Below are 19929 nucleotides of genomic sequence, written 5' to 3'. Positions count from 1 at the left end.
GAAAGCGAGATTGGCCAATCAGTTGTATAGTGTTCGTGCTCAACTCATTAAGTCTAGTGGGTTGAGTGTTTTCTTGAAATCTTCAATTCAAAGTTCTTAAAAGATGCCACTAACTGAGCCAGGTCAACGGCATTACCATTGTATGTTTCTGGCTTGGTCGTCTGGCGGCCTTTTACGGCCTGATTAACCGTATTAGATGCATCAAAGCTGGACGTTTTCTCAAGCAGTCCTGTCCATTCTTTTCTCAGTGAACTAGGAATGCAATGACGTTTAGCAAATATTTTGTCCCTGATTTGCAACACTTGTCCGATCAATAACGTATTTCTGTTTAACATCGCTACTACCTTTAATTACCCATTACCTTTTTAAGAAAATCCTTTGAAATCAAGCTTTCCGATTCTGAGTGTAGATCACAAAACATGACTAAAGGGTGCACTGTTCAATAGATAAGTAGCAATTCTGATACCTGACTGAAACTACATGACATAAATTTCAAAAAATTAATGTTGTAAGTAACTATTTTTATTCGACTTGTAACAAATGTAAAATTGTCATAATCGGGCCTGCAGGCATTGTTTTACTTAGGGTTTGCCTGAATTCAGGGTGTAGTTTTTTCTCGGGATTGTAGATTTTGGTGTAGAAGTGAAACGGTTTTTGACGGGCAAAAAAGGTAAAAATTTAATGTAAAAATATACCTTAGTCATTCTCAGGCACGTTTTTCAGCATGATATTTGCGATTATGTCGCCACCGTTTCACTCTTACTGCCGTCCAGTATGGTGCCCACAGGATTACATTAATTAAAATTGCTGTTATGAGACTATACACAACGGCATCTACTGAGAGTGGAATTGAGGGGTGAAAATTATCCAATACCCGTTTTAACGTACTATTTTGCGCCGGAGACAACATATACCAGGCTTGTTCATAATAGTGTCCCTGGTTCAACACCGACAACCCTTCGTCCAGCTGCCTGAGTACTATCAAGGTTTGATATTTGTTTTGCGTGTCATCCCTTATTACAGGATTAGCATTGTTTTCAAGATCACTGAGCATGGCTTCAAGGCTGGTATAGCCGTGCCGGGTGGCAAGGACAGTGTATTGTTCTACCTGTGATGCAGTTGCATCATAATACCCTGTCAGATACTGCCGATAATGGTCAGCCAGAATGGGCACCTGCAATGCAATCAATAACAACGTTGCAAAGAGGATCTTATCCAGCACTCTGACAAACAGGGTCATCTTAGTTTAAACCTCAAGTGAAGAAGCATATGTGTATATGGCATCGGTTAAAATTTGTAATTCTTCCGGTTTAATAATGTACGGGGGCATAATGTAGATCAGTTTGCCAAATGGCCTGATCCAGGCGCCATTGTTGATAAACGATTTTTGGGCATTAGCAACGTTCACCGTCTGTTTCATTTCTACCACACCAATAGCACCCAGGATACGGACATCCTCAACGCTTGCCAGCTGTGCGCAGGCAGGCAGTGAGGTTTTTAATTGCTGTTCAATTTGTTGAACCTGTGACTGCCAGTGACCTTCATTGATCAACGCCAGACTTGCGCCTGCAACAGCGCAGGCGAGAGGGTTTCCCATATAGGTTGGGCCATGCATAAAGACTCCCGGTTGGCCCTGACAAATTCCCTGAGCTACATCTTCGCTGCACAGAGTTGCGGCCAGAGTCATATATCCACCGGTTAATGCTTTGCCTACACACAGAATGTCAGGTGAAATGTCGGCCCATTCACAGGCGAACAATTTTCCAGTACGACCAAAACCTGTTGCAATTTCATCACAAATCAGTAGTGCGTCATATTTATCACACAACTGACGTGCCCGTTTAAGATATTCAGGATGATAGATGCGCATACCACCTGCGCCTTGCACTACTGGCTCTAAGATAAGGGCAGCGATTTCGTGATGATGGTGAGCAAACAGCTCTTCCAGCGGCAGAATATCGTCTTCACTGAAAGTCTGCCCAAACCGCGTTTGTGGAGCAGGAGCAAACAGTTGTTTGGTCAGTACATTGGTAAACAGGCTGTGCATACCGTTGACCGGATCGCACACCGACATCGCCGCGAAGGTATCACCATGATAGCCGTTGCGGGGGCTGACAATACGATGCTTATCAGTGCGGCCCTGGCACGCCCAATACTGCAGTGCCATTTTCATTGCCACTTCTACCGATACCGATCCTGAATCTGCTAAAAACACCCGTTCCAGTCCGGCGGGCACCATTTCAAGTAACGTTTTACACAGATTGATGGCAGGCTCATGAGTTAGCCCGCCAAACATAACGTGAGAAAATTGATCAATTTGCGCTTTGGCGGCGTCATTTAAGGCTGCATGATTATAGCCATGGATCGCTGACCACCAGCTTGCCATACCATCCACCACAGCGTGTCCGCCGTCTAACTGAAGTGTCACCCCGCTGGCTGACTTTACCTCATAACAAGGAAGTGGGTTCGTTGCTGAAGTATAGGGATGCCAGATATGGCGTTTATCAAATTCAATATTGTTCATTTATTGTTCATTGGTAAAGTTTTTAAAATGGTCAGAGTTGACAACTCCGAAAGTACGCATAGACTAAGCCAGCATTAATCATTAGTAAAGGATCGCTCATGAGCGCAGCACCTCTGCCTTCATCATCGGAATCTGTTCGTCATAACTGGACACGTCAGGAAGTACAACAACTGTTTTCATTACCCTTTAACGATTTATTGTTTCAGGCTCAGGTTGTGCACCGTCAACATTTTAATCCTAATGAGGTGCAGGTGAGCACCTTGCTATCGATTAAAACCGGGGCGTGCCCGGAAGATTGCAAGTATTGCCCACAAAGTGCGCGCTATGATACCGGACTGGAGAAAGAGCGTTTGCTTGAAATTGAAAAGGTGATTGAACGCGCAAAAGAGGCCAAAGCGACGGGATCGACCCGATTTTGCATGGGGGCGGCGTGGCGCAATCCGAAAGAGCGGGATATGCCTTACGTCACTAAAATGGTGGCAGAGGTGAAGAAACTCGGGTTAGAAACCTGTATGACGCTTGGTATGTTATCTCAGGACCAGGCTGTCGCACTCAAGCAGGCCGGATTGGATTATTACAATCATAACCTCGACACGTCTCCGGAATATTATGGTGACATTATTACCACGCGCACCTATGACGACCGCCTCAATACGCTGCAAAATGTGCGTGACGCCGGCATGAACGTGTGTTCGGGAGGAATCGTTGGTATGGGCGAAAGTGCAGAGGACCGCGCGAGTCTGTTGATGCAATTAGCCAATTTACCAGAACACCCGCAGAGCGTTCCGATCAACATGCTGGTCAAAGTTAAAGGCACTCCGCTGGACAATGTGGATGATCTGGAACCTTTTGAATTTGTGCGGACCATCGCGGTTGCTCGCATTATGATGCCAAAATCGCATGTGCGCTTATCAGCAGGGCGGGAAAACATGAATGAGCAGATGCAGGCTATGTGCTTTATGGCAGGTGCCAATTCTATCTTCTATGGATGCAAACTGTTGACCACCTCAAACCCTGAAACGCACGAAGATGTGATGTTATTCAAAAAGCTTGGTATTAACACCGAACGTAGTAGAAATTATTCTGACGAAGCGTACGAACAAGCGTTAACCGAAAAGATTGCCAACAACGACACCGATAGCGAGCTCTTTTACGACGCCACGAAAAAACCGCAGGCGGCGCACGCGGAGGGGTGATGGACCTTGCCTTTATGCAGACTGCGTTGGCAGAAAAAGCCGATGGCGGCTACTTGCGCAACCGTCATTGCGTTGATTACGAACAAGAGAGTGTTATTTGTATTGATGGCAAACATTTTCTTAATTTTGCCAGCAACGACTATCTTGGCATGCGGCAACACCCGCAGGTATTGCAAGCCTGGGTAGAAGGACTGGCGCAATATGGGGGGGGCGCGGGCGCGTCTCCGCTGGTGACCGGTTACAGTAAAGCGCACGCTGATCTTGAGGCTTATATTGCTAAGCAGCTCAATAGAGAGGCTGTGCTGTTGTTTAATTCGGGCTTTGCAGCTAATCAGGCACTTTGCCAGGCTCTGTTTGCTGAGCCTGGCACTATTTTCGCCGATAAATTCATGCATGCTTCAGCCATTGACGGTGCGTTACATTCCGAAGCAACGGTAAAGCGATTTAAACATAATGATATATTACATTTACGTTCGTTGCTGGAAAAGTACCCGGACGAGCGCAGTGTCATCATGTCCGAAGGCGTGTTTAGCATGGATGGCGATAGTGCACCCATGCAAGAACTGGTGGCATTAAGTGAGCGGTATCACACCAGTTTGATGCTAGACGATGCCCACGGTTTCGGCGTGTTAGGTAAACAGGGTGGGGGCACTGTCGAGGCGTTATCGCTGTCGCAAAATCAGGTGCCAATACTTATGGCTACGTTTGGCAAGGCGGTAGGTACAGCAGGTGCATTCGTCGCTGGAAGTCAGACGTTGATTGATTATCTGGTTAACTTTGCCCGTCATTACATCTACAGCACGGCGATGCCATCGGCCCAAGCGGTGGCCACCTTGCAGTCGCTTAAACTGTTAAGTAACAGTAAAGCGCGAACAGAGCTGATGGAAAATATTCAATTTTTCAGGCAACAGGCAAACGCACAGGGTATTTCATTGACTGACTCCGACACTGCAATTCAACCGGTCATTATTGGTGATCCCCAAAAGGCGGTGGCGATTTCTCAGCGTCTGCAAACACTCGGTGTTTGGGTAACTGCGATACGTTATCCTACGGTGCCCAAGCATCAGGACAGGCTGCGCATCACGCTCTCGGCACAACATAGCCATAAAGATATTCAAGCGCTGGTGGATGCGTTAGCTATTGTATGGGGAGAGTTATGATGTCGATAATGACACAGCCCCAGTTAACGGATAGCGCGCAGCGTAAAGCCCGCATAGCCAATGGGTTTTCTGCCGCGGCTGGCAGCTACAATCAATATGCAGATGTACAGGCAGAGATTGCGAACGCTGCGCTGGCACTGATTGAAAAAAAACGCTATAGGCACGCGCTAGATATCGGGTGTGGTACCGGACGACATACCGATAGTTTAGCGGGCATGTCTGCGCAGGTAACTGGAATTGACTTGGCGCCAGGAATGGTAACCCTGGCACAGCAGCGCTATCCGCACCTCACCTTTATCGAAGGAATGGCAGAGCGACTGCCGCTGGAAGCTGATAGCACAGATTTGGTCTTCTCATCCATGGCGTTACAGTGGTGCCTCAACCCATTGCAAGTAATGCAGCAAATTTCGCAAGTGCTTATGGCCGGTGGGCAGGCTTCACTGGCGATAATGGTAGACGGCTCCTTTGCTGAATTGGCGCAGGCGCGTAAACTGGCCGGTCAACCTAAAGCACACAACCCATTGGTGACTGCGGAAAGCTGGTATGAAGCAGCGCAAGCTGTTGGCTTCCGCGATGTTCAGAGTCAAACCCGGAAGTACTGCGTTCACTTTGACCACGTCCTTCCCTTACTGCAGTCAATTAAACATGTGGGTGCAGGAACCTTGATAGACGGTGCATCGGCCAATCCATTCAAGTTTACACGCCGTGATTTAAATCGCCTGAATCTGGCATATCAGCAAGCAGCGACCGCAGACGGGACCCTACCACTCACTTATCGTGTCAGTCATTTAACATTGGAAAAGTAATCATGCAGCAGTATTTTGTCACCGGCACTGATACCGAAGTGGGCAAAACCTATGTCAGTGAATATCTGCTGAAAGCGGCGTCCCATATTGGCTTAACGTCTTTGGGCTATAAGCCGGTTTCGGCGGGTTGCGAGCGTAAGGGGCAACAACTGATAAATGAGGATGCACGCAAACTGCAGCAGGCTTCAAGCATTTCGCTACCCATTGAACATATTAATCCCGTTGCTTTTGAACCCGCGATTGCTCCTCATATTGCGGCCGAGCTAGCGAACAGAGACATAGAAATTGAGGTAATTGATACGGGATTGCAGCAACTGCGCCAGCATCATCCTGATATCTTATTGGTTGAAGGTGCAGGCGGCTGGCGGTTACCCATCGGACAAGGGCACTTGTTATCAGATGTGGTTAAGTATTGGCAAATGGAGGTGATCATTGTCGTCGGCATGCGGCTGGGCTGTTTGAACCATGCGCTGTTGACCGCCCAGGCAATTCAGGCTGATGGCTTGCAAATAAAGGGATGGATAGCCAATCAGCTTTCTCTGGATATGCCCTGTTATCGGGAGAATATCCAGACTTTGGAAATGATGATAGCGGCCCCCAAACTTGCCGAGATACCCTTCGGGCAACCGCATTCACAGGCCGTGTTAGCTGAATTAGCGCAGATATTCAGTTAAATTCTGTCCCGCTTCGATAGGCATTTTCTGGTCTGCTAAAAATATAAATCCACCGTTGTCGCCCTCAAGTGTAAGTTCGCCTTTGGACAACCGCAGGGCGGTGCCTTCTCTGATTGCGATCACCGGCATCGCAGGATTTAAACGAGTGAACTCCCGCAACCTGTCATCACGGGTTTCGCCGTTATGTCCAGGTGGATGAAAATCGGTGTAGTGAGGATTAATCTGGCATGGCAGCACATTTAATGCGTTAAATGAATGTGGCTCAATGATGGGCATATCATTCGTGGTGCGAATGGTCGCTCCGCAGATGTTTGAGCCAGCACTCCAGCCAATGTAAGGCGTTCCATCTGCAATAACCTGACGTAAAGGCTCTATCAGCCCAAAATGATACAATGAGGCGAGCAAATGGAATGTGTTGCCGCCGCCAACTAAAATAGCCTGATTATTATCGTTGGCTTCTAAAATTGTGCTTACTGGATCATCAAACGAATGCAACCCCGTAACCTGACACTCAGGCAAGGCTGACTGAACTTTTTCGGTATAGGTGTCCCAATCTATCGACACGCCTGCGTAAGGAACAAACAGAACCTCGCGCCTTTGTGCCAAATGTGACAGAATAGGTTGTCTGGCATGTTCAAGGTATTCTTCGGAACCAGCACGGGAACTGCTGAGCATTAATACATGTGAAGTCATTGTTGACCTTAAAATCGCTGATACATTAAATGGTGTACCGCATTTTAGGCTTCATCGCGTTAAGATACAAAGATTTAAGATGGATGGTTTTATGCAGCATACACCTGCGGTTTTGTTTGTCTGCCTGGGAAATATTTGCCGCTCGCCGACAGCTGAAGCGGTCTTCAGACAAAAAGTACAGCAACGTGGTCTGGAGGTGACGATAGATTCTGCGGGCACCCACGGTTATCACATTGGCAGTCCGCCGGATAAGCGCTCTCAAGCAGTAGCGGAGCTGCGCGGTTACGATTTCAGCGGACTTAAATGTCGGAAAGTTCAAGAAGATGATTTCGTCAGGTTTGATCATATTTTAGCGATGGATCACAGTAATCTTAGCAATCTCAAGGACATGAGTGATGCTAAATATCATGACAGAATTAAACTCTTTCTGGATTTTGCTGATGACCCCCATTCTGAAGTTCCTGATCCTTACTACGGTGGTAAACGCGGATTTGAGCTCGTGCTGGATTTAATTGAAAAGGCCAGCGACGGGTTAATTGAGCATTTACAGAAGCAATGAAGCCTCATTGGTGGTTGCGCTGTGTTTTGCTGTTTCTGCTGATGGTGGTTGCAAGCACAATCGTACTGCATGATTGGCACCAATACACCGAGCCTGCACTGCACTGGCATATTTTAATTAATCTGCAACTTCCTTTGGTCATAAACGCTGTCTTAGTTGGGGCAACGTTGGCGATCAGCGGTGGTACCCTGCAAGTAGCATTACGCAATCCTCTGGCCGATCCGGGTATCATCGGTATTACCAGCGGCGCCAGTTTATGCGCCGCCGGCTTATTGTTATTGCCATTTACCCTACCACTGCCTATGCAGTATATGTTACCGATAGGATGTTTCACTGGCGCCTTATTATCCACCTGGCTAATTTTTAAAATCTCAAAGCGACTGCGTAATGCAGCCTCAGCCGTTATTCTGGCAGGTATTGCGATTTCCACGTTAGCAGGAGCGATTATTGGCTGGATGTATCTGATGGCAGAAGCCAGTGCCATGCGCAACCTTACCTTTTGGATCATGGGGAGTTTGCATCAGGCTGATTGGGTTTTATTATCCGTGAGTGGGCCAATCATGGCACTCAGCATTGGATTTCAGCTTTACTATGCCAGGCAAATGAACCTGCTGTATGCAGGTGAATTGGCAACGGCTGCAGCCGGGGTTAGTCCGCAGTTACTGATAAATCGATGTCTGTTTATCACTGCCATCGGTGTAGGTGCCGCGGTTTCTGTTTCGGGTTCCATCGCCTTCATTGGTTTGCTAGTGCCTCATTTAATGCGATTTATTGTAGGGCACGATAACCAGAAGTTACTGCCTGTTACCGCGCTGACCGGCGCGTTAGTTTTGTTATTGGTGGTCGCCATTTCTGATATGGCGGCAGTGATTTCGTTACCTGTTTCCATGGTGACGGCGACCATCGGCGGGCCCATGCTGTTGGCCGTACTTTACCGTGGCAGGTGGCGAGTATGAGTTTTCTGGTGGTGGATCAGGCCTATTTGCAAGGCCGTTTGGAAAACTTTAGCTGTCAGCTCAACAAAGGTTCCGCGGTGCATGTGCTGGGTGAAAATGGTGCCGGTAAGTCAAGCTTACTGCAGTTAATTGCGGGTTTGCTATCTCCAGATTCGGGCGCGGTGTATCTTGACGGACAAGATCTTAATCATCTTTCACTGGCTCAGCTGGCTTCGTTCAGGAGTTTTCAACAACAGGGGCTTCAGCCTGTATTTGACTTGCCTGTGCATGAGTATCTAGGCTTTTTCGCCACTGGCAGCTTACCCATCCCAGCACAACTTGAGCAGGTATTTGAGCTGAACCATCTTATTGATAAGACTGTTACCATGCTTTCCGGAGGGGAGTTGCAGCGCGTAGAACTTTGTCGTGCGCTGATTCAGGTATGGCCTGCAATCAGGAAGGGCCGGGCGTTACTGGTTTTTGACGAACCACTGCAAGCACTGGACATTCGTCATCAGCTCGCTTTTCTAACCTTCTCACGAGAACTGGTCAGCAACGGAAATACATTGCTTTGCAGTTCGCATCACATCGCTCACAGTGCGCGATTCGCAGACGAAGTCTGGTGCATTAAGAATGGACGTTTAATAGCGCTGGGGCAGCCAGTAAAGATTATTAACCCGCATATACTCAAGCGTACTTATCAATGCGATTTTGATGTAAAAAGACACGCAAATACCTGGCAAATTGACGCATTAGGTACTTCTGATCCTTACTAAGTGTGGTAAGCTTTTGCAAATTAAGGCAAGAATTGCCATAACGATAATAACAATTACCCTGCCTACTGTTAGAGCACGCATTCGCAGCCTCGTCTGAAGTATTAGTGTGTTCGTTCAAGACTGTGTTTTGCTAAGTTTAAAGTTAAGGAGAGAAAGTGAGTCAGTGGCGTCCGGATAGCTGGAGGAGTAAGCCTATTCTCCAACAACCTGTGTATGAAGATCAGCAACAGCTGGCAGCGGTCGAAAGCAAGTTGAGTAAATATCCCCCGTTAGTATTTGCCGAAGAAACCCGTGAACTTTATCGTCAGCTTGGTGAAGTGAGCCAGGGTAAAGGCTTTTTATTGCAGGGCGGGGATTGTGCAGAATCGTTCTCTGAGTTCAATGCACCTAAAATTCGCGATACGTTTAAAGTACTGCTGCAAATGGCAATCGTGCTGACCTTTGCGGGGCGTTGTCCGGTGACGAAAGTGGCGCGTATGGCAGGGCAATATGCCAAGCCGCGTTCGGCCAATTTAGAGACGATCGATGACATCAGCCTGCCAAGTTATCGCGGCGATATCATTAACAGTTTTGAGTTTACCGAAGCGGCTCGCCGTCCCGACCCCAATCGAATGGTTGAAGCCTATCACCACAGTGCAGCCACACTTAATTTATTGCGTGCATTTGCGCAGGGAGGCTTGGCCGATCTTCATCAGGTCAGTCGCTGGAATATGGCATTTGTGGAAAATAACCCGCTGAAAGAGCGGTATCATGATATGGCAACCCGTATTCAGGACACTCTCGCGTTCATGGATGTGATTGGTATCAATTCCACTACCAGCGCCACACTGCATGAAACCTCCCTGTTTACCTCTCATGAGGCATTGTTGTTAAACTATGAACAAGCGCTTACTCGCATAGATACGTTATCTGGTAAGCCCTACAACTGCTCAGCCCATATGTTGTGGATAGGGGAGCGCACGCGGCAGCTCGACCATGCGCATATTGAGTTTTTCCGCGGTCTGCATAATCCTATTGGGGTAAAGGTAGGGCCAACGATGCAGGAAGATGAGCTGATCAAATTAATTGACGCCCTCAATCCTGAAAATGACCCGGGCCGACTTACCCTGATCACCCGTATGGGAGCCGATACATTAGCTGACAATCTTCCCCGGTTATTGCGCAGGGTTAAAGCTGAAGGCAGGCATGTGGTATGGAGTTCCGATCCGATGCACGGCAATACGTTCAAAGCGTCGAGCGGCTATAAGACCCGTAATTTTGATGCCATATTAAGTGAAATTAAGCAGTTCTTTGCCGCTCACGATGCTGAGGGAACGCATGCAGGGGGCATTCATCTTGAAATGACCGGACAACATGTAACTGAGTGCACGGGGGGGGCGTATCAAATCAGTGATGATGATTTGAAACAGGCTTACAAGACTCAGTGCGATCCTCGCTTAAATGCAGACCAGGTACTGGAAATGGCATTTTTGGTCGCTGATCACCTCAGACAAGGCTAAACATTAATAACTGCATTTACGCTAATTCGCTGGCGATATATTTCGCCAGCACCTCTTCTCTTTCATCCTCAGATAAGATACCACTGAATATCGTGCGCCTGCGCAATTGGGCCATCCGTTGTTCATCGCTTAGCACCAGTTGGCGAAATGTGGCCGGGTCAGCTGAGGATGATAATATACTTTCCCACAACAAAGCACTGCCGTAACTAATCACGCCAGTTTCCATGTATCGCTTAAGGTTGGCCTGTAAACCAACCAGCAGATGTGGTTCCGCGATGACCTTTTCTACCATTGCTTCATGCAATGCGAGTATTTGTCGATCAATGATTACCTGTTGTTGACGTTTGGGCCTCAAAATACCTTCCCGGAGTACATTGCAATAAAGACTGTATGAGTATACAGTTTATGCTGTGTGTCCACAACGGTGGCTGTCACCCGATTCACTGCTTCAGATGTTTGGCGCTTTAAAATAATGGCTCTTACTATCGGTAACTGGACGTGCATCTTTTTGCTTAACATGAGATGGTTTAGGTTCAGGTAGGCAGACAGCTATGCTTAACAAAGTCGTTAAATTTGGTTCTATGGCTTAGGGAGTGATACATGAAAAAAATAGTAGGTGAGTTCGACGTAGAGTTAAACCCTGTTGAACCCACATTCATGGCCGATGATGACAATACGGTAAATCGTATGACCATCAGCAAGACATATAAAGGCGAATTAAGCGCATCAGGTAAGGGCGAAATGTTAAGCGTTGTTACGCCGGTCCAAGGCTCTGCAGGCTATGTTGCAATGGAAATTATCAAGGGTTCTGTCGAAGGTAAAACCGGTGCATTTGTAGTGCAGCATAGCGGAATTATGGGGCCGTCAGGGGAAGCCTTGAACATACCCATTATTCCAAATTCCGGTTCAGGAGAGTTATCCGGGATCGTCGGTTCCATGCAGATAAAAGTGAATAACGGCAAACATTACTATGAATTAGAATATGGCTTGCAAGAGCCCGACTGACACCGTTTTCATTAAATGTCGGTAGTTCGTATCAATGGACGGACTGTATCTTCCAGTCCGTTCAGCTTGATCTCATAAATCAGCGCAAGCTGTTCGCCTAGTTTGCCTGCTGGAAAACCTTGCTGATGAAACCAGACCAGATAGGGCTCAGGCAGGTGAATGAGTTTTCTTCCTGAATACTTGCCAAATGGCATAATTTGATTAATAGCGTCTTGTACCGGATTAATGAGTAGACTCCTTCAATTGCGCTGTCCAAAGGCGATAATATTGGCCTTTATGATCGAGTAGTTGACGATGGGTACCTTGTTCTGCAATTTCACCGTTGTCCAATACAATTATATTATCTGCGTTTACAATGGTGGATAACCGGTGCGCAATAATAAGTGTAGTGGTAGATTTTGCTACCTGGTTAATTGCCTCCATTACCCGCTTTTCAGAATGCGTGTCCAATGAAGAAGTGGCTTCATCAAACAGAAAAAAGGGTGGGTTTTTCAGCAACACCCTGGCGATGGCAATGCGTTGTTTCTCGCCACCTGACACCTTTAAACCCCGTTCGCCGACTTTAGTGTTCTGCTTATTCGGTAATGTTTCTATAAAGGGCAACAGTTGGGCTTGTCTGATGGCGTGCCAGACTTCCTCGTCAGAAGCTTGCGGGTTACCGTATTTTACGTTTTCCCAAATTGAGTCGTTGAATAACACCGTATCTTGCGGCACTACACCAAACGCCTGGCGCAGCGACTGTTGGCTGACCGACCGAATGTCAGCACTATCCACTGAGATAGCGCCGTCAGTGACGTCGTAAAATCTAAATAACAGTTTGACGATGGTGGATTTGCCCGCGCCGCTTTCACCGACAATAGCCACTTTTTGGCCCGGCGCGACCGTGAAGGTGACATTTTTTAAAATGGGACGCTGATTGTCATAACTGAAACTGACCTTATCAAACGTCAATGCGCCTGTTTGTACGGATAGTGAAGGGGCGTCGGGTTTGTCTTCAATCGTTGAACGTTGCTGCAAAATGGTAAATAGATTGTCGATGTTAACAATAGCGCCCCGAATTTCCCGGTAGACAAAACCAAGAAAATTGAGTGGAGTAAAAATTTGCATGGTAAACGCGTTAATCAGGACAAAGTCGCCTATGGTCATTTTCTCGGCGGCCACATCGAAAGCAGCCATGGCCATCATCGCCGTCATAGCGATGGCAATGATAAGCGCCTGACCTCCGTTTAGGGCAAAAAGGGAGAGCCGATTTTTGCGACGGGCAGTTTCCCAATGTGCCAGAGACCGGTCGTAATGTTTACCTTCGTAGTTCTCATTGTTGAAATATTTCACTGTTTCAAAGTTCAACAAACTGTCTATGGCTCTGGAGTTGCTCGCTGAGTCCGCTTGATTCATTTCGTTAACAAAGTTAGTGCGCCAGTTTGTGGCAACCACCGAAAATGCAACGTATATAATGACTGATAGTAGGATCACCACGGCATAATTGGCGCCATATTGACTTAACAGTAATCCGGCGACGATAAAAATTTCTATGAAGGTAGGAACAATATTGAATACTAAAAAGCGCATCAGGAAGCTGACACCACTGCTACCACGTTCAATATCTCTCGCTAGCCCCCCTGTTTGGCGATTCAAATGATAACGCAAATCCAACGCATGTAAGTGATTGAAAACGGCCAGCCCCAAGCGACGCATGGCGCGCTCGGTCACTCTGCCAAACAGCGTATCGCGCACTTCTGAGAGTAAAACGTTGATCAGGCGCAGACTTCCGTACGCGATAACCAATGCGGTTACCACCGCAATGGCTATATCGGCAGCAGATGGCGCATTAAGAGAATCCACTGTGTACTTGAGTACATAGGGTAGGCCGATAGTGGCTATCTTCGCCCCCACGAGACAAAGTAAAGCAACGACAATTCGGCCTTTAAATTCAAGAAGATAAGGCCATAGCATAGGAAAAACTTGCCAGCGAACGGGCGTGTTGGGTGCAGTTGGAAATCGGCTTGAGCGCATAGGTTAAAAATTTTAACGTCTTTTTTATAAGACAATATCCTATCATCTTCCCAAGGTTTAGGTTTATAGCATGGCAAAAATATGTCATGTTAATACCAGTGTGTAACGGCAATTCGATATCCAGGACAATCTTTGTTAGAAGATAGCTTTGGTAGACAGTTTCATTATTTGCGCCTTTCCGTAACAGAGGCTTGTAACTTCCGTTGTCAGTATTGCCTGCCAGATGGTTACAATGGCCCATCGAAATCGTCGTTCCTATCTCAGTCTGAAATAAAGACGCTGGTTGAGACGTTTGCACGGCTGGGAACAAGTAAAGTAAGAATCACCGGCGGCGAACCAAGTCTACGTCGTGACCTGCCACAGATTATTGAAACCTGTGCATCCACCAGAGGAATTCGAAAGGTTGCCATTACCACCCATGGCGCCAGACTGGCTGAAAACGCAGAGCGTTGGGCGAGGGCGGGGTGCTCGCAGGTTAATGTCAGTATTGACAGTCTGGATCCGGCACAATTTAATGCGATTACCGGTCAAAATAAGCTAAAAGAAATCCTAGCTGGTGTCGATAAAGCACTGGAACATGGTATATCAGTTAAAATTAATTCGGTACTGCTGACAGGCTTCTCCGCAGGAAGGTTAACGCGATTTTTAAAGTGGATTAAAGAGACGCCGGTTTCTGTTCGCTTTATCGAACTGATGGAAACAGGTGATCACCAACGCCTGTTCAGCCAACAGCACCAATCTGGTCAGGTGTTATTGGAGCAGATTGTTAATGAGGGGTGGTTAGAAATTGCGCGTGAGCCATACGCTGGTCCCGCCAGGGAGTTCTATCATCCTGATTATGCCGGGAAGTTAGGATTTATTTTGCCATACAGCAAAGATTTCTGTAAGAATTGTAACCGATTGCGGGTATCTGCACTGGGAAAATTACACCTGTGCCTGTTTAGTGAAGCTGGGATTGGAATGCGCGGCTATCTCACAGACGGGGATGTTGAAGGACTGATGTGTTTCCTTCGACAGACTTTAAAAAACAAACGGGTTTCTCATCTGCTAGAACAGCATGAAACGGGCGCCACCACGCACTTTGCAATGATCGGTGGTTAAAAGGAATAATAACAATGCACATTGAAGATAGCAAAAGACTGACTTATTCATTTGTAACAGAAGCGGACGCTGAATTTCTGTGGGACGTGGACCAGGATGAGTCCGTGATGAAGTATATCAATGGGGGCAAGACCACCAGCCGCGCTGACATCGATGGTATCTTTATGCCGCGTCTGCAAGCGTATGCTAACCGTCCATTGGGCTGGGGGATCTGGCGCGTTACAATTAAAGAAACCAACCAGGATATAGGCTGGGTTCTGGTGCGGCCGATGGGCTTTTTTACCGCAACGGCTGATCCTGAAAACCTGGAATTGGGATGGCGTTTTAAGCGTGAGTTCTGGGGAAATGGCTATGCGACTGAAGCTGCACTGGCAGTGCGAGATGCGCTGGCCGATTTTGGTATCACTCAGTTTTCAGCAGTTGCTAATCCGAACAACAGCGCTTCCATCGCGATCATGCAAAAAATGGGAATGACATTCAGCCATACGTTTCATTATCAGGACGAACTTTTCGATGAAGAGGTGTTGGTATATTCTCAACATATCGATAGTTTTTCTCATTTAAAAAAATGAGTGTTGTCTAATTACTACGCTGATTACAAACTGATAAGTGGCAGCATCGATAGTCCGCTGCGAAGCCATATATCCAGCCAAGCTTGCCCGACCAAGTCTTTTCCCGGTTAATGCAAATCTGCAAGGATACTCTTGATGCGCTGATAGCGCTGTTCCTGTTCCTGACTTAGCTTGCCTGATTCGATGGTTTTCATGCATCGGTGAATAATCGTGTCTGCTTTACCATTGATGATACGGTCTTTTTCTCTTAACTCCATCGCTGTTGCTTGCAGTAAGTTCAAAGCGATAGAGGGGTTTTTGGGCATAATGGTAAATGCCTGGCGGAATGTTTTCAGGGCGGTAGCCAGATCGCCGCGTTTGTATTTTATCACTGCAAAGTTGTTCAGTTCTTTTGGACTGTGCGTAATCTCAGCTTTTTCAGACTTTTCCTGTTGCACGTACTGCAAGAACAGCTCACTCTGTCGAGGGTCATCCTGGCAGCGCTTTTCGATGACATCCAGAATTTTTAATGCGTGCTCCTGAAAGCCGACTTCATGAAATGCTTTTGCTTTGTCCAATAATGCCTCGTTACTTTCTTGCTCCCAGGCATCGTCATTCAACTGATGCAATAACGCCTTAGCATTTTCCTTTTCGTCTCGTAGATACATGATTCTGGCATCAATCACCTTTACCTGATCTTCTACATCGGCTTTTGGAAAATTATTTTTTAAATGACGCAACGAGTCAGACGCCTGCTTAATTAATAAATTAGTTTGTTTATCTTCAGCAGTCATCGCAAAGTCGATACTGGCACGCGCGACATTTAAATAAATTTCTGGCTTGTCATGGATAGAGTTTTTAGCATATTTCACAATACGCTTAGCCGCTTCGAACTGGGATTCGTAATCATGTGTGATGCGCGACAAATCCAGCGCTGTTTCATGGCGTTTCAAATTGCGCGGTGAAATATCGCTTGCCATCGTTACACTTTCAAGGGCATCTTCAAATTCGTGTAACTTAATTTGCAGCCCACTCAACAGGTCATAGGCCATGAGAGTGGCGTCGGCTGACAGGGCAAGCTCAATAATCAGTTTTTCAGCATCATTGTCCTGGTCAAGCAAAATAAAGGTCTTAATCAGGCCGATTTGTGCCCAGGTAAAATTCTGCACATTAATAATTGCCTGGTAAAAATCTTTGGCTTGTTCGGTTAACCCGCAGGCGAGCAGAGTTTCACCTTTCATTTTGAGTGCAAGAGGAAAAAACTCAGCGTGTTTCGGCTCAGTTAAAAAGCGTTCTATTTCGTCCAGCGCGTGTTCTGGTTTTTCTTCTTCAAGTGCCAGATAAATTGGTTTTAGGATCTGCTTACGCTTTAATACCCGGTTCAGTCGTTTATCTAAATCCCCAATGGTAAACGGTTTGGCAAGGAATTCGTCTGGTTGCAGTTCAACGATAGAATGGACAATTTCCGCCGACGTATCAGCACTAATAAAAACGAATGCCGTGGTAGCAGGCAGATCTTTATTATCCTTAAGTTGTTCGTAAAGATAATAGCCTTCGCGTTCCTCTTTCAGGTCGTAAGCGCAAATAACCAGATCGTAATAATGACTACGCAATGCTGTTTTTGCTTGCGCAGACTTCTCCACGTAATCTATATGTTGAAATCCAAGCTGCTCCAGTGAGTACTTTAAGTACCCTTTGGCAAGCACCTGATCATCAATGATCAACACCCGCATTTTCTCAGCCTGTTTGTGATTCATACTATTCCTAACTGATTAAATTAGTCGTAAACAACTAACTCGACGATACTTTACGCATATAAGTAATTTTAATTTAACGAATAAACGCAGATTTCAAAAGTAAAAATCGTATTTAATACAGTTATTAAACGATGTGTGCTCACTAAATGTGGAATTTTTCCACTGAGACAAATTTGAGGGGCACAAAAAGTGTGACGCCAAACTAAGCGAAACTGAGTTAACTCAGGAGCTGAACCAAGCAGTGAATTACCACAGAGGTACAACATGTTATCGGGTTAATCAGGACGACACGCCAAATAAAAAGTGAAAAGTGAAAAGTGAAATATAGATAGTAAAAAGAAATCGACTAACGAATGGATTACTGTGGAGATTTTGATTAAGGAAATAATAAAGAGTGGTGGACGCTACTGGGCTTGAACCAGTGACCCCCGCCTTGTAAGGGCGGTGCTCTCCCAACTGAGCTAAGCGTCCTCTATCTCTAAATTACACATTAAGCAACGATGGTGTTTGCTATTGTTTGTCCACATAGAAGTGGTGGACGCTACTGGGCTTGAACCAGTGACCCCCGCCTTGTAAGGGCGGTGCTCTCCCAACTGAGCTAAGCGTCCGACTTGTGTAATTTGCTTGCCGTGCTTGGCAAGTGGAGCGGTATTATAGTGAGGCGATAAAAACTGTCAACCGCTAATTTTGAATTAAATGTTTGTTTGCATGAAAAGTACACACTTTCTGCTTTTATGAATGATTAAATAAAGAAAATTGCTTAGATGGTTTTGCCAATCCCTCTGGACTGATAAAATACCGCGATATTTATACTAACCTATTAGAGATGATTCATGACGGTGGTAACACGATTTGCACCAAGCCCAACCGGCTACCTTCACGTTGGCGGCGCACGCACTGCGCTTTATTCCTGGCTTTTAGCGAAAAATACCGGCGGCGAATTTGTGCTGCGCATCGAAGATACCGATATTGAACGTTCTACAGATGACGCTAAGCAGGCTATTCTTGATGGAATGCAATGGTTAGGGCTGACCTGGGATCATGGGCCAATTTACCAAACACAAAGGTTTGACCGCTATAAAGAAATTATCGCTAAACTGCTGGAAGAAGGTAAGGCATACAAATGCTTTATGCCTGCCGATGAACTTGATGAAATTCGAGAGCAGCAAAAACTGCGTGGCGAGAAACCACGTTACCCGGGAACCTGGCGTGATCGTACCGATCATCCGGAAAATCAGCCTTTCGCCATTCGTTTTAAAAACCCTCTTGAAGGGAAGGTAGTCATCAACGATCACATCCGTGGCAAAATTGAAATTGATAACAAAGAACTGGATGACTTGATTATCCAACGTTCTGACGGCACGCCAACATATAATTTCTGTGTAGTGGTTGACGACTGGGATATGAACATCTCGCACGTTGTTCGTGGTGAAGACCATATTAATAACACACCACGCCAGATTAACATTCTTAAGGCGTTAGGTGCGCCAGTTCCTGAATATGCCCATGTTTCCATGATCTTAGGAGACGATGGTAAAAAATTATCCAAACGTCATGGTGCGGTAGGTGTCATGCAGTACCGAGATGACGGCTTTTTACCACAGGCGCTGCTTAATTATCTGGTTAGGCTGGGATGGTCGCACGGCGATCAGGAAATTTTCACGCTCAATGAAATGATTGAGCACTTCAGTTTAGATGCGATAGGGCAGTCTGCTTCCGCATTTAATACCGAAAAGCTAATTTGGTTGAACCAGCATTACATAAAGTCTTTGCCTGCCAGTGAGGTGGCGTCACACGCGAAGTGGCACTTTGACCAGGAGGGCATAGATTTGTCTACTGGCCCTGAATTGGAAAAAGTGATTGCTGTTCAGGCTGACAGGGTAAAGACACTTAAAGAGTTAGCGCAAATCAGTAGCTATTTCTATACTGATTTTGAAGAATTTGATGCAAACGCGGCTAAGAAACATTTGCGTGTGGTTGCGAAAGAGCCATTAGGAAAAGTTAAAGAGAAGTTATTAGCAATTGAAAACTGGGAGCCAGAATCAATTCAGCAGGCTATACATACCACAGCAGAAGAGCTGGATGTCGGAATGGGCAAAGTGGGTATGCCTTTGCGTGTTGCGGCGACGGGAAGCGGAAATTCACCGTCGTTAGATATTACGCTGAATTTGCTTTCAAAAGACAAAGTTGCCGAGAGAATAGACAAAGCGCTCACTTTTATAGCAAACAGGGAAAATTCCTAAAAAAAACCGTTGACAGCTTGGCTACCGATGCCTAGAATGCGCCCCGCTGTCACACAACTGACTTGTGTCACGTTGTACTGATACGGGGCCATAGCTCAGCTGGGAGAGCGCTTGCATGGCATGCAAGAGGTCGGCGGTTCGATCCCGCCTGGCTCCACCAAGAATTTTAGGAAAGATGAAGTTGTTATGTCATCTTTTCAGGCCAGACAGAATTTGTTTGTAAGAAAAAGGTCGCTCGGTTCGCCAGCTCACCTCACCTTACAGAAATGAGTAAGATGAAAAATGGCGCTCAGTTTCGCAGAGCTCACTTCGCCTTACAAAATTTCATCGTTGCGGAGCAACGATAGCGGAAATTTTGTCCCCTTCGTCTAGAGGCCTAGGACACCGCCCTTTCACGGCGGTAACAGGGGTTCGAATCCCCTAGGGGACGCCATATA

The 19929-nt window shown here is 46.4% G+C and carries 20 protein-coding genes and 4 tRNA genes; 14 read left to right on the top strand and 10 right to left on the bottom strand.

Annotated features, from left to right (window positions below; all coding sequences use genetic code 11):
- Positions 1–53 precede the first annotated feature (53 nt).
- The 3 genes from HCJ96_RS04995 to bioA form a co-directional block, all read right to left on the bottom strand.
- The gene (locus HCJ96_RS04995; RefSeq protein WP_169209953.1) at positions 54–335 is read right to left on the bottom strand and encodes a hypothetical protein; all 282 of its coding nucleotides are present in this window, start codon (positions 333–335) and stop codon (positions 54–56) included.
- Between the two features lie 371 nt (positions 336–706).
- The gene (locus HCJ96_RS04990; protein ID WP_169209952.1) at positions 707–1240 is read right to left on the bottom strand and encodes a DUF2937 family protein; all 534 of its coding nucleotides are present in this window, start codon (positions 1238–1240) and stop codon (positions 707–709) included.
- Positions 1241–1246: 6 nt separating this feature from the next.
- Entirely contained in the window at positions 1247–2524 is a 1278-nt protein-coding gene (gene bioA, locus HCJ96_RS04985) for an adenosylmethionine--8-amino-7-oxononanoate transaminase (RefSeq protein WP_169209951.1), read from the bottom strand.
- 98 nt (positions 2525–2622) lie between these two features.
- Between bioA and bioB the strand changes: the two genes are divergently transcribed.
- From bioB to bioD, 4 genes are read left to right on the top strand one after another with little or no spacing between them, the layout of a single operon-like run.
- Entirely contained in the window at positions 2623–3720 is a 1098-nt protein-coding gene (gene bioB, locus HCJ96_RS04980) for a biotin synthase BioB (RefSeq protein ID WP_169209950.1), read from the top strand.
- Complete coding sequence (bioF, locus tag HCJ96_RS04975) at positions 3720–4880, top strand: 8-amino-7-oxononanoate synthase (protein WP_169209949.1); 1161 nt, start codon at positions 3720–3722, stop codon at positions 4878–4880. The genes bioB and bioF overlap by 1 nt, the downstream gene beginning before the upstream one ends.
- Positions 4877–5686, top strand: coding sequence for a methyltransferase domain-containing protein (locus tag HCJ96_RS04970; RefSeq protein ID WP_169209948.1), 810 nt, complete (start codon positions 4877–4879; stop codon positions 5684–5686). Before bioF ends, HCJ96_RS04970 begins: the two co-directional genes overlap by 4 nt.
- A gap of 2 nt (positions 5687–5688) precedes the next feature.
- Positions 5689–6360: a dethiobiotin synthase gene (gene bioD, locus HCJ96_RS04965; RefSeq protein WP_169209947.1), complete on the top strand. Its 672-nt coding sequence runs from the start codon at positions 5689–5691 to the stop codon at positions 6358–6360.
- Here bioD and pepE read toward each other — a convergent pair.
- Complete coding sequence (gene pepE, locus HCJ96_RS04960; RefSeq protein ID WP_169209946.1) at positions 6340–7053, bottom strand: dipeptidase PepE; 714 nt, start codon at positions 7051–7053, stop codon at positions 6340–6342. The genes bioD and pepE overlap by 21 nt on opposite strands.
- 91 nt (positions 7054–7144) lie before the next feature.
- On the opposite strand from pepE, the gene HCJ96_RS04955 reads away from it, so the two are divergent.
- From HCJ96_RS04955 to HCJ96_RS04940, 4 genes are all read left to right on the top strand, one after another.
- Positions 7145–7612 carry a low molecular weight protein-tyrosine-phosphatase gene (locus HCJ96_RS04955; protein WP_169209945.1) on the top strand — a complete coding sequence of 156 codons (468 nt, stop codon included), beginning with the start codon at positions 7145–7147 and terminating at the stop codon, positions 7610–7612.
- Positions 7609–8568 carry a FecCD family ABC transporter permease gene (locus HCJ96_RS04950; RefSeq protein WP_169209944.1) on the top strand — a complete coding sequence of 320 codons (960 nt, stop codon included), beginning with the start codon at positions 7609–7611 and terminating at the stop codon, positions 8566–8568. The genes HCJ96_RS04955 and HCJ96_RS04950 overlap by 4 nt, the downstream gene beginning before the upstream one ends.
- A complete protein-coding gene (locus tag HCJ96_RS04945) occupies positions 8565–9323 on the top strand; it encodes an ABC transporter ATP-binding protein (protein ID WP_169209943.1) in 759 nt (252 codons plus the stop codon). Before HCJ96_RS04950 ends, HCJ96_RS04945 begins: the two co-directional genes overlap by 4 nt.
- A gap of 155 nt (positions 9324–9478) precedes the next feature.
- Entirely contained in the window at positions 9479–10822 is a 1344-nt protein-coding gene (locus HCJ96_RS04940; RefSeq protein WP_169209942.1) for a class II 3-deoxy-7-phosphoheptulonate synthase, read from the top strand.
- Between the two features lie 16 nt (positions 10823–10838).
- On the opposite strand, the gene HCJ96_RS04935 is transcribed toward HCJ96_RS04940, so the two are convergent.
- On the bottom strand, positions 10839–11177 hold the full coding sequence (locus tag HCJ96_RS04935; protein ID WP_211162707.1) for a hypothetical protein: 339 nt from the start codon (positions 11175–11177) through the stop codon (positions 10839–10841).
- 245 nt (positions 11178–11422) lie between these two features.
- Between HCJ96_RS04935 and HCJ96_RS04930 the strand changes: the two genes are divergently transcribed.
- The gene (locus HCJ96_RS04930; protein WP_169209941.1) at positions 11423–11827 is read left to right on the top strand and encodes a DUF3224 domain-containing protein; all 405 of its coding nucleotides are present in this window, start codon (positions 11423–11425) and stop codon (positions 11825–11827) included.
- Between the two features lie 11 nt (positions 11828–11838).
- Here HCJ96_RS04930 and HCJ96_RS04925 read toward each other — a convergent pair whose 3' ends face one another.
- Positions 11839–12054, bottom strand: coding sequence for a putative quorum-sensing-regulated virulence factor (locus tag HCJ96_RS04925; protein WP_169210342.1), 216 nt, complete (start codon positions 12052–12054; stop codon positions 11839–11841).
- Positions 12050–13840 (bottom strand): ABCB family ABC transporter ATP-binding protein/permease, encoded by a 1791-nt coding sequence (locus tag HCJ96_RS04920; RefSeq protein WP_169209940.1) that lies wholly within the window; start codon positions 13838–13840, stop codon positions 12050–12052. The genes HCJ96_RS04925 and HCJ96_RS04920 overlap by 5 nt, the downstream gene beginning before the upstream one ends.
- A 132-nt stretch (positions 13841–13972) precedes the next feature.
- Between HCJ96_RS04920 and moaA the strand changes: the two genes are divergently transcribed.
- Together moaA and HCJ96_RS04910 are read left to right on the top strand one after the other, a co-directional pair.
- On the top strand, positions 13973–14941 hold the full coding sequence (moaA, locus tag HCJ96_RS04915; RefSeq protein ID WP_169209939.1) for a GTP 3',8-cyclase MoaA: 969 nt from the start codon (positions 13973–13975) through the stop codon (positions 14939–14941).
- 14 nt (positions 14942–14955) lie between these two features.
- Positions 14956–15513, top strand: a complete 558-nt coding sequence (locus HCJ96_RS04910; protein ID WP_169209938.1) for a GNAT family N-acetyltransferase — start codon at positions 14956–14958, stop codon at positions 15511–15513.
- Between the two features lie 107 nt (positions 15514–15620).
- Here the strand turns inward: HCJ96_RS04910 and HCJ96_RS04905 are convergent, their stop codons facing one another.
- The 3 genes from HCJ96_RS04905 to HCJ96_RS04895 all read right to left on the bottom strand — a co-directional run bounded on the left by HCJ96_RS04905 (position 15621) and on the right by HCJ96_RS04895 (position 17857).
- Positions 15621–17249 carry a response regulator gene (locus tag HCJ96_RS04905; RefSeq protein ID WP_169209937.1) on the bottom strand — a complete coding sequence of 543 codons (1629 nt, stop codon included), beginning with the start codon at positions 17247–17249 and terminating at the stop codon, positions 15621–15623.
- Between the two features lie 395 nt (positions 17250–17644).
- Positions 17645–17720, bottom strand: a tRNA-Val gene (locus HCJ96_RS04900).
- Positions 17721–17781: 61 nt separating this feature from the next.
- Positions 17782–17857, bottom strand: a tRNA-Val gene (locus HCJ96_RS04895).
- A gap of 225 nt (positions 17858–18082) precedes the next feature.
- Between HCJ96_RS04895 and gltX the strand changes: the two genes are divergently transcribed.
- The 3 genes from gltX (at position 18083) to HCJ96_RS04880 (ending at position 19925) form a co-directional block, all read left to right on the top strand.
- The gene (gene gltX / locus HCJ96_RS04890) at positions 18083–19492 is read left to right on the top strand and encodes a glutamate--tRNA ligase (protein WP_169209936.1); all 1410 of its coding nucleotides are present in this window, start codon (positions 18083–18085) and stop codon (positions 19490–19492) included.
- An 84-nt stretch (positions 19493–19576) separates the two neighbouring features.
- Positions 19577–19652 (top strand) — tRNA-Ala (locus HCJ96_RS04885).
- A 197-nt stretch (positions 19653–19849) separates the two neighbouring features.
- Positions 19850–19925 (top strand) — tRNA-Glu (locus HCJ96_RS04880).
- Positions 19926–19929: the final 4 nt, after the last annotated feature.

Source organism: Alteromonas ponticola (assembly GCF_012911815.1).
Lineage (GTDB): Bacteria > Pseudomonadota > Gammaproteobacteria > Enterobacterales > Alteromonadaceae > Alteromonas > Alteromonas ponticola.
Note: the sequence above shows the minus strand (reverse complement) of the source record. Positions and strands in the feature narration are given on the sequence as shown.

Coding starts and splice junctions, on each gene's coding strand:
- HCJ96_RS04955 (WP_169209945.1), top strand. CDS start 7,145: ATGCAGCATACACCTGCGGTTTTGTTTGTCTGCCTGGGAAATATTTGC.
- HCJ96_RS04905 (WP_169209937.1), bottom strand. CDS start 17,249: ATGAATCACAAACAGGCTGAGAAAATGCGGGTGTTGATCATTGATGAT.
- bioF (WP_169209949.1), top strand. CDS start 3,720: ATGGACCTTGCCTTTATGCAGACTGCGTTGGCAGAAAAAGCCGATGGC.
- bioA (WP_169209951.1), bottom strand. CDS start 2,524: ATGAACAATATTGAATTTGATAAACGCCATATCTGGCATCCCTATACT.
- gltX (WP_169209936.1), top strand. CDS start 18,083: ATGACGGTGGTAACACGATTTGCACCAAGCCCAACCGGCTACCTTCAC.
- HCJ96_RS04945 (WP_169209943.1), top strand. CDS start 8,565: ATGAGTTTTCTGGTGGTGGATCAGGCCTATTTGCAAGGCCGTTTGGAA.
- HCJ96_RS04950 (WP_169209944.1), top strand. CDS start 7,609: ATGAAGCCTCATTGGTGGTTGCGCTGTGTTTTGCTGTTTCTGCTGATG.
- HCJ96_RS04970 (WP_169209948.1), top strand. CDS start 4,877: ATGATGTCGATAATGACACAGCCCCAGTTAACGGATAGCGCGCAGCGT.
- HCJ96_RS04995 (WP_169209953.1), bottom strand. CDS start 335: ATGTTAAACAGAAATACGTTATTGATCGGACAAGTGTTGCAAATCAGG.
- HCJ96_RS04990 (WP_169209952.1), bottom strand. CDS start 1,240: ATGACCCTGTTTGTCAGAGTGCTGGATAAGATCCTCTTTGCAACGTTG.
- HCJ96_RS04910 (WP_169209938.1), top strand. CDS start 14,956: ATGCACATTGAAGATAGCAAAAGACTGACTTATTCATTTGTAACAGAA.
- HCJ96_RS04930 (WP_169209941.1), top strand. CDS start 11,423: ATGAAAAAAATAGTAGGTGAGTTCGACGTAGAGTTAAACCCTGTTGAA.
- bioB (WP_169209950.1), top strand. CDS start 2,623: ATGAGCGCAGCACCTCTGCCTTCATCATCGGAATCTGTTCGTCATAAC.
- HCJ96_RS04920 (WP_169209940.1), bottom strand. CDS start 13,840: ATGCGCTCAAGCCGATTTCCAACTGCACCCAACACGCCCGTTCGCTGG.
- bioD (WP_169209947.1), top strand. CDS start 5,689: ATGCAGCAGTATTTTGTCACCGGCACTGATACCGAAGTGGGCAAAACC.
- pepE (WP_169209946.1), bottom strand. CDS start 7,053: ATGACTTCACATGTATTAATGCTCAGCAGTTCCCGTGCTGGTTCCGAA.